Origin of the sequence: Sodalinema gerasimenkoae IPPAS B-353, from assembly GCF_009846485.1 — a bacterium.
Lineage (GTDB): Bacteria > Cyanobacteriota > Cyanobacteriia > Cyanobacteriales > Geitlerinemataceae > Sodalinema > Sodalinema gerasimenkoae.
Genome location: NZ_ML776472.1, coordinates 1,694,926 through 1,711,173 on the forward strand (window position 1 = coordinate 1,694,926; position 16,248 = coordinate 1,711,173).

Genomic DNA, 16,248 nt, shown 5'->3' on the forward strand with positions numbered 1-16,248 from the left:
GGGATAGATGATGGGCGATCGCCCCGACCGATCGCCCCAGGCGACGCGACCAGGATACGAACAGACTTATGGGCATTGCCAGCATCAACCCCGCCACGGGAGAAACCGTCAAAACATTCACTCCCCTGAGTGACGCGGAACTCGAAGAGAAACTCAAACGGGCCGATCGCGCCTTTCACCAATACCGCCATACCATGATGGTGCAGCGATCGCGCTGGCTCCGGAATGCCGCTGATATTCTAGAACGAGAGGCCCAAGCCTTCGGGGAAATTATCACCCTAGAAATGGGCAAACCCATCGCCCAAGCCGTCGCCGAAGTCAACAAATGTGCCCTCGTCTGCCGCTACTACGCCGACAACGCCGCCGAATTCCTCGCCGATCGACCTGTCGCCACCGATGCCTCCTTTAGTTACACGGCCTATCATCCCCTGGGAGCAATCCTGGCGGTCATGCCCTGGAACTTCCCCTTTTGGCAAGTGTTCCGCTTTGCGGCCCCTGCTCTCATGGCGGGCAATGTGGGTTTGCTCAAACACGCCTCCAACGTCCCCCAATGCGCTCTGGCCATTGAATCCATCCTCGTAGAAGCAGGATTCCCCAGTGGCGCCTTCCAAACCTTGCTCGTGGGGGCCGATCGCGTCCCCCAACTCCTGGCCGATGATCGCATCCAAGCGGCTACCCTCACCGGGAGCGAGGGAGCAGGGATAAGTTTAGCCCAGGAAGCGGGTAAAAACCTCAAAAAAACTGTCCTAGAACTCGGAGGCAGTGATCCCTTCATCGTCATGGGCAGTGCCAACCTCGAGGCCGCCGTCAGTACCGCCGTCACCGCCCGGATGCTTAACACGGGGCAATCCTGCATCGCCGCCAAACGCTTTATCCTGCACGAGTCCATCGCTGAAGAATTTGAAAGGCGCTTCCTGGCTAAACTAGAGGCCCTAAAATTCGGCGATCCTCTTTCTCCCGAGTCGGATCTCGGTCCCCTGGCCACCCCAGGGATTCGCGATGAGTTGCATCAACAGGTACAACAGCTTCTCAAAGAGGGGGCGACATTGCGGCTGGGGGGCGAACTCCCCGAAGGACCCGGGAACTTTTATCCCCCCACGCTCATCAGCGATATTCCATCAGGGACTCTCGCCGATCACGACGAACTCTTCGGGCCCGTTGCCCTGCTGTTTCGCGTCAGTACCATTGACGAGGCGATCGCCCTGGCCAACCTGGTCCCCTATGGGTTGGGGGCCAGTGCCTGGACCACCGTCGCACCGGAACAGCAACAATTCATCAGCGAATTGGAGGCCGGGGCTGTTTTCATTAACGGGATGGTCAAATCGGACTCTCGACTCCCCTTTGGTGGCATTAAAAAATCCGGTTATGGCCGGGAACTCGCCCTTGAGGGCATTCAAGAATTTGTCAACATTAAAACCGTTGTCATCAGCTAATTAGGAGGGATTCCAAGTTAGCCTAGGCTGATGAACTTAGCTAAAAGGACTATTCTTGGAAGTATCGTCTCACACCTGTTATCGCGTCTGTCTCAAGTCATTTCAACGCAACGCAAGGGGTCTTATATGAATACTGCGGAACTCTTAGTCAAATGTCTGGAAAATGAGGGCGTGAAATATGTCTTCGGCTTACCCGGCGAAGAAAATATGCAAGTCCTGGAAGCCTTGCGAGGCTCACCGATTCAGTTTGTCACCACCCGCCATGAACAGGGGGCGGCGTTCATGGCCGATGTCTATGGACGCTTAACGGGGAAAGCCGGGGTTTGCCTGTCCACCCTCGGCCCTGGTGCCACGAACCTGATGACGGGGGTGGCAGATGCGAACCTCGATGGTGCGCCCTTGGTGGCGATTACCGGACAGGTGGGAACCGATCGGATGCACATTGAATCCCATCAATACTTAGATTTGGTGGCCATGTTTGCCCCGGTTACCAAATGGAACTCGCAGATTGTTCGCCCTAGCAATACTCCCGAGATTGTCCGTAAAGCCTTCAAACGGGCGCAACAGGAGAAGCCGGGGGCGGTTCATATTGATTTACCGGAAAATATCGCTGAGATGCCGGTGCAGGGAGAACCCCTCAAGTGCGATCGCCAGGACAAAATCTACGCCTCTTATAAGAGTCTCAATGATGCTGCCACGGCCATTTCCCGCGCCAATAACCCTTTGATTTTGGTAGGCAATGGGGCGATTCGCGATGATGCTAGTGATGCGCTGACAGAGTTTGCGACTCGCTTAAATATCCCGGTAGCCAATACCTTTATGGGCAAGGGAGCGATTCCCTATACCCACCCGCTGGCCTTATGGACGGTGGGGCTGCAACAGCGAGATTATATTAGTTGTGGCTTTGACAACACGGATTTGGTGATTGCGGTTGGCTATGATTTGATTGAATATTCCCCGAAAAAATGGAATCCCAAAGGGGAAATTCCCATTGTGCATATTGGCACGGATTCGGCGGAAATCGACAGCAGCTATATCCCGCTGGTGGAAGTGGTGGGCAATATCACCGACTCCCTCGATGAGATTTTACGCCGTTCCGATCGCTCCAGTAAGCCTGCTCCCCATGCCCTCTCCCTGCGGGATGACATTCGCCAGGATTACGAGCAACACGCGAATGATAATGAGTTTCCCATTAAGCCCCAGAAGTTGATTTATGATTTGCGGCAGGTGATGGGGCCTGATGATGTGGTGATTTCTGATGTGGGGGCCCATAAGATGTGGATTGCCCGCCATTATCACTGTGAACGGCCCAATACTTGTTTAATCTCTAATGGTTTTGCGGCGATGGGGATTGCCATTCCAGGGGCGATCGCCGCTAAGCTGGTTCACCCAGATCGCAAGATTGTGGCGGCCACGGGGGATGGGGGCTTCATGATGAATTGCCAAGAGTTGGAAACGGCTCTGCGCACGAAAACTCCCTTTGTCACCATTATTTTCAATGATGGGGGCTATGGTTTGATTGAGTGGAAGCAGGAGGCTCAATATGGACGGGCCTCGTTTATTGAGTTCGGCAACCCGGATTTTGTTAAGTTCGCCGAAAGCATGGGCTTGAAGGGCTATCGCGTCACTTCCACTGAGGAATTTGTGCCGATTTTGAAGGAGGCGTTGGCTCAGGATGTACCGGCGGTGATTGACTGTCCGGTGGATTATCGAGAAAATGCTCGCTTCTCGGCCAAGTCTGGGGAGTTGAGTTGTCCGATGTAAGGTGTCTCAGCCTTGCCTCGGATGTTTAGAGTTCTGCCCATACTGCTTTGGCGGTATGGGCAGTTTTGTCTGTGGATGAGCCACTGTCTGTGGATGAGCCACAACAGAGGGGGTTGAGGTTGAACTAAATGTAAAGTTTTGTAATGAATGGGGCTATCTCCGTAAAACTCAGGCGGTTCTTCCGACAGTAGTTATAGATGATTGGGAGGTTTTTCGTGGAGGATAGAGATATTCAACCGCCGAACGATGATCGGGTGCCTGAGTTGGATGAGGTGCTGAGGAGGCTGGCCCTTGAGGCTCAGAACTTCCCCCCTGGAAGTCGCCAGCGTCGTCGGATTCTGACACGACTGGTTCAGCTAACCCGCACTTCCGGTCGCCTCTGTCATCCCTATCTGGGTCAATTTCCTCATGTTTATGATGAGATTTACAATGAGGCGCTGCAACTGTTGTTTATTTACATTTGCGATCGCATTGATGCCTATAATCCCGAGAGAAGTCCCTTCTTACGCTGGGTTAACTTTCTCTTACAACGGCGTTTTTTCAATCAAGCAATCCCCAAAATTATTGGCGATCGCCGCGAGGTGTCTTTCAATCCCATTACCCCGACCTTCCCAGTGCAACAGCATTTTGCTGCCAAACATCTTCCTCCGAGCCTCTCAGAGGCGATCGCTCAATGTTTACGAGAGGATCCGGATGGACTGTTTGAAAGTCGCTCCCTACGCCAAATGCCAGAGGTGACGTTTCGCCTGATTGCCATCAGGCGACTCGAAGGAGACACCTGGAAAGTCATTTCCTCAGATTTGGGGGTCCGCATCTCAACGTTGAGTGATTTTTATCAACGGAGTTTGACTGAATTTGCCGGGTTTATTAAAGACTACGTACAAACCTAGACAGAGATAGTTTATGTAAGGAGTGATCATGAATTATAGTTATAACGAGTTAACGTTCAATGTTCCGATTACGCAAACCATGCGTTTAAGAGCAACTGAAGTCAGTCAATATCAAGATAAACCCGATAAATCAGAACAGGTTTATCGCAATGTTTTGGCGGTTTTGGCGGTTTATTATTACTGTCAATGTATGGGAATTGAGACTCGGTTGGAGTCTAGTTATGTTTGGAATCCTGCCTGGCAAGTTTTGGCAAATAGTGCCGATTTAGAACTTGCTAATTTGGGGCGAGTTGAATGTTGTCCTGTGGCAGCAAATGCTCATAGCGTGACCATTGCTCAAGAGGCTCAGTCTAATAAGATTGGCTATATTGCCGTTACTTTGGATGAGGCATCTCATGAAGCAATTTTGCTAGGGTTTTGTGAGAGACTTCGGGGGAAAGGGGAACAGTTTTCTCTGCAAGACTGGGATGACCTTGAGGCATTTTTATCCAAGGTGGAAGACTTAGAACTTCAGTCGTCCCCAGACCCACCTCATTTAACTCAATTAACCCAATGGGTGCGCGGTTTAGTGAACGAAGGATGGGAGAGTTTGGAGAACTTAGTCTTGGGACAAAACCTGACCCCAGGTTGGGCAGTTAGAGGACCGGTGAGCAGTATGGAGAACGACAGAAGCTCGGCGATTAGACGGGGGAAATTACTTCATTTTGAAGGAATGGATGAGGCGATCGCCCTCCTAATTAGTTTGGATTCAGAAATATCAGAAGAAATGGATATTTCGGTAGAAATTCAGTCTTTGGATCGACGGTCTGAGTTGCCGTTTAATCTGGAGATTTCTATTTTAGATGAGGAAGGGCATTCGGTAATGCAGGCTTTGGCTAAAAGTTCAGAACATATTAAACTTAACTTTAGTGGTCAGCCTCAGGAGAAGTTTGGTGTTAAAGTAGCATTGGGGAGTGTGAGTTTTCTGGAAAACTTTGTTATATAAGGAATTATTGAGGAGGAGCAGTTGTGACGAAGCTTGTAACATTGAGACTGACGGGAAACTTAGAGAAGGGTGGTTTTCAAGTTTATTTAGAAATTAGTACAGATGGCGATCACCCCTCTATTGAAGAGGGTGGTCAGCTGCCCGCCGCCCCGGAACTATTGACTCAACTCGAAACCCATTGGTTAGGGAACTATCGCCCGTTGAGCGCCCCCTATCGGATTAAGTCTAAGGGAATTGAATATAGTGGCTCCATTCAGACTCGTGTGAAGGCCTGTCTGGAGTCGGGGCAGACGTTGCGCGATCGCCTCAATCAATGGCTGGATGCGGAGTCGTTTCGAGACATTGATCGTCTATTACGGCAACAGCTTGAGCCTGCTGAGGACATTCGGGTTCTCATTCGCACCAATGACTCCCGTTTGCATAAGCTTCCCTGGCATCTATGGAGTTTTTGCCAAAGTTATCCCAATACAGAAATTGCCTTGAGTCCACCGAAGTTTCAGCGTCGTGAGCGATTTTCTTCCCAGGGGGGGAGGCAAAAAATTAGAATTTTAGCGATTTTGGGTCATGCTGAGGGGATTAAGGTAAATCCCGATCGCGAGATTCTAAAGAATTTACCCGACGCGGAGGTCAAATTCGTAGATGAACCGACACGGTCTGAGATTAACGATCAGCTATGGGACCAACCTTGGGATATTATCTTTTTTGCTGGCCACAGTGAAACAGAGGGAGATGAGGGACGGATTCACATTAACCCCACCGAGAGTTTAACCATTGATGAACTGTGGTATGCCTTGCGTAAGGCGGTGAATCAGGGGTTACAGGTGGCAATTTTCAACTCCTGTGATGGGTTGGGGTTGGCCCGTCGCCTCGATGACCTGCAAATTCCCATTACGATTGTGATGCGGGAGTTAATCCCGGATGAGGTGGCTCATAAGTTTTTGGCGCATTTTCTCTCGGGATTTGCGGACGGGAAGCCGTTTTATCGAGCAGTGCGGGAGGCGCGGGAGCGGTTACAGGGAATGGAAAACGAGTTTCCCTGTGCTAGTTGGCTACCGGTGGTGTGTCAGCATCCCTGGGAGGATCCCCCCACGTGGCAAGGGTTGTTAACGCCGTTAACTCCACGGCCATCGAAGACATCGCCCTGGTGGAAGGGATTGGGGACGGTGTTGGTGGCTAGTATGCTGGTGACGAGTTTGGTGATGGGGGGGCGATCGTTGGGTTGGTTGGAACAGTCGGAGTTGAATGCTTATGACCATTTGATGCGATCGCGTCCCGCTGAGACGATGGACGAACGCTTGTTGCTGGTTGAGATTACGAAGGACGACGTTCAATCGCAGCCGGTGTCAGAGAGAGGGGAGGACTCTTTATCAGATCAAGCCTTAGAGCAACTGCTAGAAATTTTAGAACGTCATGAACCAAGTGTTATTGGGCTACAAGTTTTTCTGGGGGGACGAACTCACGGCGAAAAGCTAACTCAAATCATACAAGATCACCATTTTTTCATGGCTTGTGTATATGGGGATTCAGAACCTGAAGGAACATGGATTTCTACGGATATCTCTACCCAGAAATTAGGTTTTACCGATGTCCTAGCTGACAAAGATAGTATTATTCGTCGCCATTTATTTGCTCTCACTAACGAACCTCCAAACTGTCCCACGTCGCTCTCTTTGGGATTTTTCATGGCAGAAGAGTACTTAAATCAAAGAGGATTATCCTTGGAGTATAGCAAGGATGATGATTATCACCGACTGGGGAATTTATCATTTAGTATTTTGGGACATAACTCTGGTGGGTATCATCAAGTTAATGCTAATGGACTACAACTAATGTTGAATTATAGAAATGTTGAGCAAGTTGCCCATACACTTACACTTAATAAAATTTTAAGTGATCGCTTTGATCCAAATTTGGTTCGAGGTAAGATTGTTCTTATTGGAACCACAGATCCAGAGTTTAAAGATACCAATTATCTTACAGCATTAAAGTACAGAAATAAAAAATTTTCCGGACTGGAATTACAAGCTCATATGATTAGTCAAATTTTGAGTGCAACTTTAGATAACCGACCTTTAATTTGGTGGTGGCCGCAACCTATCGAGACTTTTTGGATTTTGCTTTGGTCATTTATCGGGGGAGTCATGGCTTGGCACTCGCGATCTCCAGTAAAACTAGCCTTAGCTACAGCCATTGCACTAGCCTTACTCTTCGGTATCTGTTGGGCTTTATTTCTCCAAGGAGGTTGGATTCCTCTCATTCCGGCTGCTTTGGCGATTGTTCTCACGGCAGTTACCCTTAAGATGATATTTTCTAATCCAGATATCCAAAACAATTTCTAAGTGTTAGACCATGAAACTACATCTAGTTCACCAACCCGTTTTCCAGTTTTTGCTGACGATTATCGTTGCAATCGGTAATCTAATCATGAGTTCACGACCCTTACAAGCACAATCAAACAATGAAATTGAGAATTTTTTAGAAGATGTTCAGATTATTTTTACCCCAGCAGGTCATGAAAATCCACCTGAAGCTCCACCTCCAAGTATTGGAGGTACAGGAAGTCGCGGTGATTGTATTGCCACAGCCATTCCTCTCACTCATTTAGTCGGTCATTACGGTTCTTGGGATTTGACATTAACCACCCAGGAGTACCCAACATTTTGGTTTTATGTTCCCTACACCTCTGAAGAAGCCACCTCTGGAGAATTTTCCCTACAGGACTCTGGAGCCTCAGAGGAATACTGGAGGGTAGAATTTGAACTTCCCGGAAATTCTAATCAGGCAACACCAGGGATTGTGAGTATCACACTTCCGGAAACGGTAGAACCTTTAGAACCCAATCGTCAGTATCAATGGTTTTTTTATCTCAATTGTCCAACACCGGAAACGGTATCTAATGAACGGACGACTGATGCTGCTTCAGTTTACGGTCTTGTTGAGCGACGAAACCCCTCTGACATGAATCCTGATTTGGAAGCTGAACTCAATGAAGCGACGCATCCATTGGAAATGGCTGAAGTTTACGCCAACAATGGAATAGGGTTTGACGCACTGACCCAATTTGCTCAGGTTCGACTGGATTATCCTGATAGCGAACCTTTAAACGAAGAATGGCGTCGTTTCTTAACTTCCATGGGTTTTGGCCATGTCAGCGAAGAACCCCTGAGTGGTTCCGTCAATCTTATCGAATAAGAGACTGGTGGCTGTTTCACAGCAGCTTACGAAGGATAGGATTATAGCCAATGACCAATTAAGGTAAAAGGTGCCCAAAAGTAGGGACGAAAGTGAAAAGGATCATCGGTTTCCTTATTTATAAAATCGATTTGAACTTCACGGAGTGCTTCTGCTTTTGTTAGATTTTCATCAAGAAGTTTCTCGTAAAATCGTCGCATGAACTCTGCTGTCGAGCGATCTTCGACATTCCACAAACTCGCCAAAGTACTTCTGGCCCCGGCACGAATGGCAAACCCTGCAATTCCCAAGGCAGCACGCTGGTCACCTGAGGCCGTTTGGCAGGCACTCAGTGTCAATAATTCAATGGCTCCCGATTGGAGAACAGGATTTCGAGCCAGCAATTTATCTAAATCTCGGACGGTAATACGTCCAAGATAATCCAGAATAAAGGTCTCATTAGGATCTGAACTAAATCTACCGTGGGTTGCAATATGAATGATATTGAAAGGAGTTGATTGGACTTGGTTTTGGATGTTGTTTTGCAGAAAACGATCTTCTGATATCTCTTGACTACGCCGAATGATTTGACCAAGGGCTTGTAGCTCATTCCTAACATTGGGTAAATTTCCCATTTGTTCATTTTTAAAACTTGGAGATTCTGTAATCCCAGTTAGTAAGGCTTGGGCATTATTTATTGTTAAGTTAGTTGTTTGTGATTCTAGCAGTTGAAGCCCAGGAGTGATCGCGGTCGCATAGCGTTCAACAAGATACTGATCTTTGCCAAAAATAAAGGAGACTGGAATATTTCTTAAAGAGCCATCTAGGATGAAAATCAGATTTTTGATTGAACTATTTTCTCTGGAAGAATTGATATCTATCTCAGTTTCAAGTGGTTCGAGAATCCATTGATAAAGTTTGTGTGTTTCTGATTGAATTGCTTCTAGCGTTGCACTCGAAGATGTCATTATCTCGGATAAAGTCTTAGTGACATCATCTATCTCTGTTGGAGTCACCTGACTGGAGTGATAGTGAAGTCTCGATATGTTAGGCAGCTTGGCAATAACTTCGAGTCTATCTTTCAACATGATTGAGTAGATAATTGCCGTCTCATTCCGAGGATCTAGGGTCTCGATATCGACGACTCTAGGTTCAGCACAAGCATCTTGGAAGAAATTATCCAATTCGGCAAGTTGGAGGTCTTCAGCAGCCAAACGCGCCTGTTCCAAATTGTCCTGACTGGGATTGTCCCCGCGCAAAAGTAAATCAATGAATTGTCGATATACCGGTTCAACCTGATCGCGGAAGTTGAATTGCACATTGGAATCCAGACTTGCCAAATCACCTCGTAAATCATTGAGAATGATATAGGCCTTCTCATAAGCTAGAATGGCCCCCGAGTCTGCCTCCTGCACAGCGGTTTGCTCATGACGCGCTTGCAAAATGCGTCCCAGTTGCCATTGCCATTGATAGACTAAATCGGGTTTATCTCCTGAGAGAGCGATCGCCTCCTCGGTGAACTCTTGCGCCCTGTCCCAATCCCTACTGGCTTCATAAAACGTTCCCAAACGACCGATCGCCGCCGCTTTAAGCCTCAGATCTCCCAAGTCCTTGGCTTGACCAACGGCAGTTTCTAACAACTCCAGTGACGCAGTTGGATCAACTGTAACCCTCTGTTCATCGGTTTGAGCGGCGAGGCGATCGCACCCCAGCAGACTACAAGCCAACTGAATCCGTCCCTGAATCGCCAGTTTACCCACGGGCAATGCCGAGAGGTGATCGCGCACCTCGGGAAACAACGCCACCGCCTCAGCTTCCCGCTGTGACTCCACCCACATCCCAATCAAACTCAGCTGCGCCTGAACCGTCACCGAGGGGTCAGAACTTGAATTGCTGGCTTGTCGATAGTAGTTGATTGCAGCCCAATTCGAACTCTTGATTTTCATCTCGGAGCGATTATAGTTAAGGGCCTGTTGAGATAACGCCTGATAGGTATGTCCCAAATTCAATAAAGAGAGAGCGATATCCCGAGGAGACTCAACGCGCTCCGCTACAGCTAACCCCTGACGCAAGATGCTGTCCGACAACTCCAACTGCCCCAACAGCCGTAACTGATTCCCTAAACTCCGCAAAGCCATCGCCTTCAAGGGAGAATCCGGCTGCTGTTCGATCGCCCCCAACAACTCCTCCCGCTGACGAGTTCTCACATCTGGGTCATCCGCCGCCAAACCATCACAGCTCAACGTCCCAGAGGTCAAGACATCCAACAATTGATCGCACGATCGCCGATACAACCCCAACGCCTCCAACGCCCGAGCCTGATTCAGTTGACTGCCCCAACGGCCCTCAACATCCTCCAACCGCTCATAGCGCCGTTCCGCCTCCTGCCAACTCTCAAACGCCGCTTCTGCTTGGCCTACAGCCAATTGCAACTGACCCCGAGTGGTCAAGGCGGCAGCAAACAGCCGTTGCCGGTCATCCCGCGCCGTGGCACTCGGAACCCCAATCAAGTCTAAACTCTCCTTAATCACCGCCTCTGCCTCCCTCCACTGACCCTGCTGCTGTTGCGCCAGAGACAGGTAATTGAGGGCGATCGCCTGATTCAACGGTTCCCCCCGTTCCCCATAGGCCTGAGCCGCCCCCTGCAACTGCTGAACCGCCGAGGCCATCTCCCCAGACTCATAAGCCGCTCGACCCTGACGCAGCAAAACATCTGGCTCTGACGACTGAGCCAACATCGAGCGGTCTAATGGGGGAGCCGTGACCCCCGCATCGGGCCAAAGGGCCGGAACCGCAACACTGATCAGACATCCCAGCAGCAAGCCGACGCAAAAACGTAACGCACCAGAAACACGCATCATAGGGGGTTAAACCTGATTGAGAAATACAAACCGTTGTCTTGTAACGTATCGTTGCCCGTATCCAGTTCAATGAGGGGAATCCCCCAGTCAACAGCAGCCGTGAGGCGATCGCCCAACTGTAAGCGTAACCCCAATCCAGCCGAGGCTAAAGTACTGGTGTCAGGATTGGCGCGATCGCCCAAATTCCAGACCGTCCCCACCTCCACAAAAGGAGCCAGCCAGACCGTCCCCTGGCGGCGAGCAAACTGGAATAAGGGCAATTGCACCTCCGCCGAGCCAAACAAACCCGAATCCGCCAGCAGCACATCCTGACGATAACCTCGCATCCGCCGCCGTCCTCCCAAACTGAACTGCTCAATGGGAACCAGGGAGGTCGACGCCAACTGGGCATCTCCCCGCACCAGTAAGCGAGTCCCCGCCTCCCCAGGAGTCCCCATCCCCGAGAGCCGCCGCACCCACTGAGCCTGACCTCGCCAAGCAAAGAACTCACTATCGGGTTCACTCTCATTCACCGTGGCCTCAAACCAGTTCACCCCCAGACTAAACTCCGAGCGTAGGGCCAATACCTCGCGGCTGTCTCGTTGCGTCCAATCTTGGAACAGGCGCAACACAGAAATGTTGGTTTCCCCCTGGTCATCGGCCCCTGGAGAGAGGGGAAAATTACGGTCAAGAATGGAGGTTTGAGTGTCCCGTCGCGAGGCGCTCAACCCCACCGCAAACTCCCGAAACACGTAATCCTGAGGGACTGAAGACTCATTCTCCCTATGATTCTCCCTATCATTTTCCTGTGACCGGGGTTGCACTTGGCGTAACAGCGGTTGGCGGTAACTGACCTCATAGGTGCGAGTGTCCGCTTGGATATCCACTTGGTCGAAGGGGGCCTCGATAATGCGACTGTCCCCCGTGCTATAGAGGAAGCCAATGGTGCCATCGAGGGCGTTAATGGGCAGACGATAGCCCAGATTCCAGTTGGCCGTTCCCTCCGTATTGCTGTAGGCCAGGGTGGTCACATCCCCAATGCCGAAGAGGTTGGCGATGCCGCTATCGGCCTGTTGTCGGAAACTGCCGACCGTGGGGGAGCGATCGTTGTCCAGGCTGAGACTGGCAGTGACGGCATTGCTCTCCTGGACTTGGACATTGAGCAGATTGGTTCCTGCTCGGACTCCCGCCCCCAACTCCGCTGAGAGTCGGTCAATGCGGGGGTCGAGTTGCAGCAGTTGTAGGGCTTGCAGGAGTTGTTCTTTCTTGACGGGTCCCTCAGTAAATCGCTGGATGCGGCGTACCACGTAGTTGGGGTTGAGGTTGCCACTGGTGCGCACTTGGATGTTTTCCAGGGTTCCTTCCAGGATTTGCACCGTGATCACCCGGTTTTGGGTGGTTTGGGGGGGAATGTAAGCGCCGCTGGTGATGTAGCCTTCGTCTTTGTACTGTGCTGTAATCCGGTCTGCGAGGTCTTGCAGCTCTGGGAACTGGAGGTCGCGATTTCTGAATGAGTCGATGGACTGGGCCAGTTCTGCATCGGAGAGGACGGTGTTGCCCTGGAATTGGAAGCCTTGGACTTGGAAGGCTTGGTTTGGGGAGGAGGTCCCGGGGCGATCGCTTTTCTCACTCTGGGGTGCTTGCGACTGGGGGGAACAGTTGTCCGGCGCGGCGGGAGGGCGATAGTTAGACCCCGTTCCGGGAGCGGTTAGGACCAGTTCCCCCTCGGCGTTGACGTGCCAGGTTTGGGCTTGGCGAATCTGTGTTGGGGTGGAGGGGAGGGGTTCGGTGCTGTCGTCTCGGACTTGGGGGTCATCGAGGGGGTCGAGTCGTAGGTCTTCCCAGCCCGTGGTTCCGGTGAAGGGGTCGTTGGGGCCGGGGGGGAGGCCACTGCTGCCGGTTTGCACAAATTCCGTTTCGCTGCCTTGGATGCAGGGGTTTTGGTCGACGGCGGCGTTGACGGGTCGGTCTTCGAGTTCGATGAGGGCGCTGACGGGGTCGACTTCTGGGGTGTTGATTTCCACGATGCCACTGAAGTCGGGTCCTAATGCTGAGGTAGCTGTAATATCGCTGTTGGGGGTGCTTTCTTCGCGAAATTCTGTCCCAAAGAGTCCTTGGGTGTTGAGAACCACCCGACCGGCAAAGTCCTCTTGAGCGTTGGCATTGATATTGCTGTTTTCTAGGGCGGTCAGGGTTGCGGTATCGATTTCAATGTTGCCCCCAGTTGCGCTTCCCACGGCATTGGTGGTGACTTGACTGTTGTTTAGTAGCCGAAAGTCGTTAGCGGTGATGATGATATTGCCAGATTCCCCTGAGGTGGTTTCGGCGGTGAGGCGACCGTTATTTAGGAAGAGGTCTCGGACTTGGATGGTTAAGTCTCCGGCATCACCCAAGGGTACGTTTAGGAGAGGAGTCCCGTCTCGATCCCGAAGAATTCCATCAACGTTGACTTCGGCACCTTCGCGGACAGTCAAGCGATTCCCCTCAATCCTCAAGTTTCCGGACTCTCCTGGTCCTTCCGTCCGCACTGTGAAGCGGCTAGGTCTGCCATCGGGAGTTGTGCCACTGAGGTCAATGTCGTTGGCTGTGATAGTTAGGTTGCCAGCATCTCCGGGGCCTCGGGTTCCGGCGGTGATTTGCCCCCCATCTTGAACCCGAATCTGTTGACTGTTGACGGTTAACTCTCCTGCGTTTGACTCTCCTACAGTGACAGCGGTAATGGCGCTGGGGATGATGTTGCCTTCATGAAAACGTCCACCGCTGATTGTAAGAATTTCTGAAGTGTTAATTGAGATGCTACCACCCTGTCCACCCCCAAAGGTTGAGGCAGAGACTTGTCCACCTCCTAATAGACTTAGTTGGGGCGTTATGATGTCCAAGTTTCCACCTCTTCCTGTAGCTAGGATCGGTTCACCCTCAGTGTCTGAGGGACGCCACTCAACTTGTGAAAAAATACCACTATCATTAGATTCTCTCCCGCCAATAACTTCCACAAAATCGGTAGCTTGAATGAAGATATTACCGGCATTCCCAGTACCAAAAGTGGTTGCAGAAAGTTGTCCGCCACTCAGAAGGCTTAGCTCTCTAACGTTGAGGGTTATATTTCCCGCCGGGGCCTCTTCGATTAAAGTATCTGCGTTAATCCTTGCATTTTCCTGGATTACGGCAACGTCGCTATTGATGGTCAGATCTCCAGCAGGACCAAAACCCAAGGTCGCTGTTGCTAAACTACTCGATATGAAACCATCCGGAACAGTTATTCCCCCACTAAGTTCGAGTTTTTCTGAGAGATTAACTGTAACATCTCCGCTACGACCGGGACTGAAGGAAGAAGATGACACTTGTCCCCCATCGCGGATAGATAATTGCCCAGCATTAAGAGTTAAATTGCCGCTAGACCCCAGGCCTTGGGTTTGGGTAAGGATGCTACTCGGGGCAAACTGTTCTCGATTAACACCGATAACCTCAACTGCATCGCTGATATCGATATTGATGCTTCTCCCGGGTTCGTTACCTTCAGTCAGAGATAGAATCGTAGAACCGTCTTGGATTCCCAGACGCTGAGATCGTAGGTCAATGGTGCCACCTCCTGCACCACTGACATCGATGGAGGCTCGTTGTCGCAAATCGATAGAACCTGAGTTTTCCACACCGCTGTAGTTGGGTTGAAAGAGATTGTCTAGGCTGACCTGACTGTTACCCCCTAAAGTTCCTAGGTGGATATTTCCCTGTTCAGCGGTCAGATTTCCCCCATTCAGTGAAATATCGCCACTCAACAGAGTTAGGGATTGACCGGATTCAACTTGTAATCCCCCAGCGGGCGATCGCATTACTGCTCCAGTTCCCGGTTGTGGCGTTAAATTATGACCCAGACCGAAGACTTCGATATTGCCTGGGGTAGCGCCAAACTGCAATCCCACAGGAACGGTCATAGTTAGAAGAGGCATCTGAGGGCTGGGAGTCCTGCCAAATTCAGTACCGTCAGCAAACTCAAATCGCTCCGCCGTGGTTCCTAAGAATGACCCACCAATGTCTAATCGAGCATTAGTCCCGAAAATCAGCCCATTGGGGTTGAGCAGGAATAGGTTGGCATTATTGGCGCGAATTAAACCATCAATGTTAGACAGACTATCCCCGGTTACACGAGTAAAGATATGATCAACCGTGGAGGGATTATCGAAAAATGCTTCCTGGCCAGTTGGGAGGGAAAATTCCTCAAAGCTATGGAATAGGTTAGTTTCGACCTGAGTTCCACCATCGATAATGAGTCGGTTTTGGTCTGGGGTGATAGTCGAGTTATTGGGGAGAGTCGTATCCGGGACAATTTGAGCCAAGGCGGGAAGGGGAATTGCAACCCCCGTCATGGCTAGGATGAATGCACCGCGTCTTAAATGGATCATCGAACTCTCCCAACACTTTACAACAGGCCTTCTAGGATTTTAATGGTCATTGGGCGCGATCACACGCCGCTGCACAAGTTGTCGTCGCAACAGGCAACCCAGAAACAGCGCCCCCAGCACCAGAAGACTCAGGGGTGAGGTCATTTCGGGAACTGAAGCTGAATTTTGTCCCTCATGGTTCGGAACAGTCACGGGAACTTCAGGTTGAGAGGGAGGAGATTCAGGCAGGCCAAAATTGACTAAATCTTCCAAGTCCAACTCCGCTTCGATCACCTGTGTAACTTGATAATCTCCTGTGACCATTTCACTAAAAATGGAGTCATCCAGAGTGGGATCTGTGAGTTGTGATTCTAGAAAAATATTGTTGAAGTCAATAAACGGATCAACTTCCACATCAGGCAGCAACAGATAATAGGATTCGTTAGAGTTCGCAGAAGGTGAGAACCTGATAAAACGTAACGAATTTAATTGTTCATCGGAGATGGATTGACCACCAGCCAACTCGTAGCCATCCCACCAGTAAATTGTGCTGTTATGACTGGGAAAGGGAATCCACCAGATGTAAGCTAGGTTGATAGACTCGCTGGGATCATTTTGGGGGGAAACTTGAAAGTAGCCACTACGACCAAATTCAAAGTCTAGCCCAGATGTTTGTTGATAGTTCTGTTCTTGTGTCAACCAATCAGCCATTTTCTTTCTTCTTAAAATTATAGTTGTTTGTGCTGTTTACCATGACCATGTTTTTACATCATAACTCATTCAGCA

The 16,248-nt window shown here is 50.3% G+C and carries 9 protein-coding genes; 6 read left to right on the forward strand and 3 right to left on the reverse strand.

Going from position 1 to position 16,248, the window contains the following annotated elements; all coding sequences use genetic code 11:
- Positions 1 to 68 precede the first annotated feature (68 nt).
- From L855_RS07510 to L855_RS07535, 6 genes are all read left to right on the forward strand, one after another.
- Entirely contained in the window at positions 69 to 1,433 is a 1,365-nt protein-coding gene (locus L855_RS07510) for an NAD-dependent succinate-semialdehyde dehydrogenase (protein ID WP_159786229.1), read from the forward strand.
- A 126-nt stretch (positions 1,434 to 1,559) separates the two neighbouring features.
- Complete coding sequence (locus L855_RS07515) at positions 1,560 to 3,197, forward strand: acetolactate synthase large subunit (protein ID WP_159786232.1); 1,638 nt, start codon at positions 1,560 to 1,562, stop codon at positions 3,195 to 3,197.
- 215 nt (positions 3,198 to 3,412) lie between these two features.
- Positions 3,413 to 4,087, forward strand: coding sequence for a sigma-70 family RNA polymerase sigma factor (locus tag L855_RS07520; RefSeq protein ID WP_159786235.1), 675 nt, complete (start codon positions 3,413 to 3,415; stop codon positions 4,085 to 4,087).
- 28 nt (positions 4,088 to 4,115) lie between these two features.
- A complete protein-coding gene (locus L855_RS07525) occupies positions 4,116 to 5,072 on the forward strand; it encodes a DUF1822 family protein (RefSeq protein WP_159786238.1) in 957 nt (318 codons plus the stop codon).
- A gap of 23 nt (positions 5,073 to 5,095) precedes the next feature.
- Positions 5,096 to 7,411: a CHASE2 domain-containing protein gene (locus L855_RS07530; protein WP_159786241.1), complete on the forward strand. Its 2,316-nt coding sequence runs from the start codon at positions 5,096 to 5,098 to the stop codon at positions 7,409 to 7,411.
- Positions 7,412 to 7,421: 10 nt separating this feature from the next.
- Positions 7,422 to 8,264, forward strand: coding sequence for a DUF928 domain-containing protein (locus L855_RS07535; RefSeq protein ID WP_159786244.1), 843 nt, complete (start codon positions 7,422 to 7,424; stop codon positions 8,262 to 8,264).
- A 41-nt stretch (positions 8,265 to 8,305) separates the two neighbouring features.
- On the opposite strand, the gene L855_RS07540 is transcribed toward L855_RS07535, so the two are convergent.
- The 3 genes from L855_RS07540 to L855_RS07550 all read right to left on the reverse strand — a co-directional run bounded on the left by L855_RS07540 (position 8,306) and on the right by L855_RS07550 (position 16,173).
- On the reverse strand, positions 8,306 to 11,104 hold the full coding sequence (locus L855_RS07540) for a CHAT domain-containing protein (RefSeq protein ID WP_159786247.1): 2,799 nt from the start codon (positions 11,102 to 11,104) through the stop codon (positions 8,306 to 8,308).
- Entirely contained in the window at positions 11,101 to 15,447 is a 4,347-nt protein-coding gene (locus tag L855_RS07545) for a two-partner secretion domain-containing protein (protein ID WP_159786250.1), read from the reverse strand. The genes L855_RS07540 and L855_RS07545 overlap by 4 nt, the downstream gene beginning before the upstream one ends.
- A 75-nt stretch (positions 15,448 to 15,522) precedes the next feature.
- Positions 15,523 to 16,173 carry a hypothetical protein gene (locus tag L855_RS07550; protein ID WP_159786253.1) on the reverse strand — a complete coding sequence of 217 codons (651 nt, stop codon included), beginning with the start codon at positions 16,171 to 16,173 and terminating at the stop codon, positions 15,523 to 15,525.
- Positions 16,174 to 16,248: the final 75 nt, after the last annotated feature.

Excerpts from the sequence above, each read along its gene's own strand:
- L855_RS07510 (WP_159786229.1), top strand. The coding sequence starts at position 69 with ATGGGCATTGCCAGCATCAACCCCGCCACGGGAGAAACCGTCAAAACA.
- L855_RS07515 (WP_159786232.1), top strand. The coding sequence starts at position 1,560 with ATGAATACTGCGGAACTCTTAGTCAAATGTCTGGAAAATGAGGGCGTG.
- L855_RS07525 (WP_159786238.1), top strand. The coding sequence starts at position 4,116 with ATGAATTATAGTTATAACGAGTTAACGTTCAATGTTCCGATTACGCAA.
- L855_RS07535 (WP_159786244.1), top strand. The coding sequence starts at position 7,422 with ATGAAACTACATCTAGTTCACCAACCCGTTTTCCAGTTTTTGCTGACG.
- L855_RS07540 (WP_159786247.1), bottom strand. The coding sequence starts at position 11,104 with ATGATGCGTGTTTCTGGTGCGTTACGTTTTTGCGTCGGCTTGCTGCTG.
- L855_RS07545 (WP_159786250.1), bottom strand. The coding sequence starts at position 15,447 with ATGACGGGGGTTGCAATTCCCCTTCCCGCCTTGGCTCAAATTGTCCCG.
- L855_RS07550 (WP_159786253.1), bottom strand. The coding sequence starts at position 16,173 with ATGGCTGATTGGTTGACACAAGAACAGAACTATCAACAAACATCTGGG.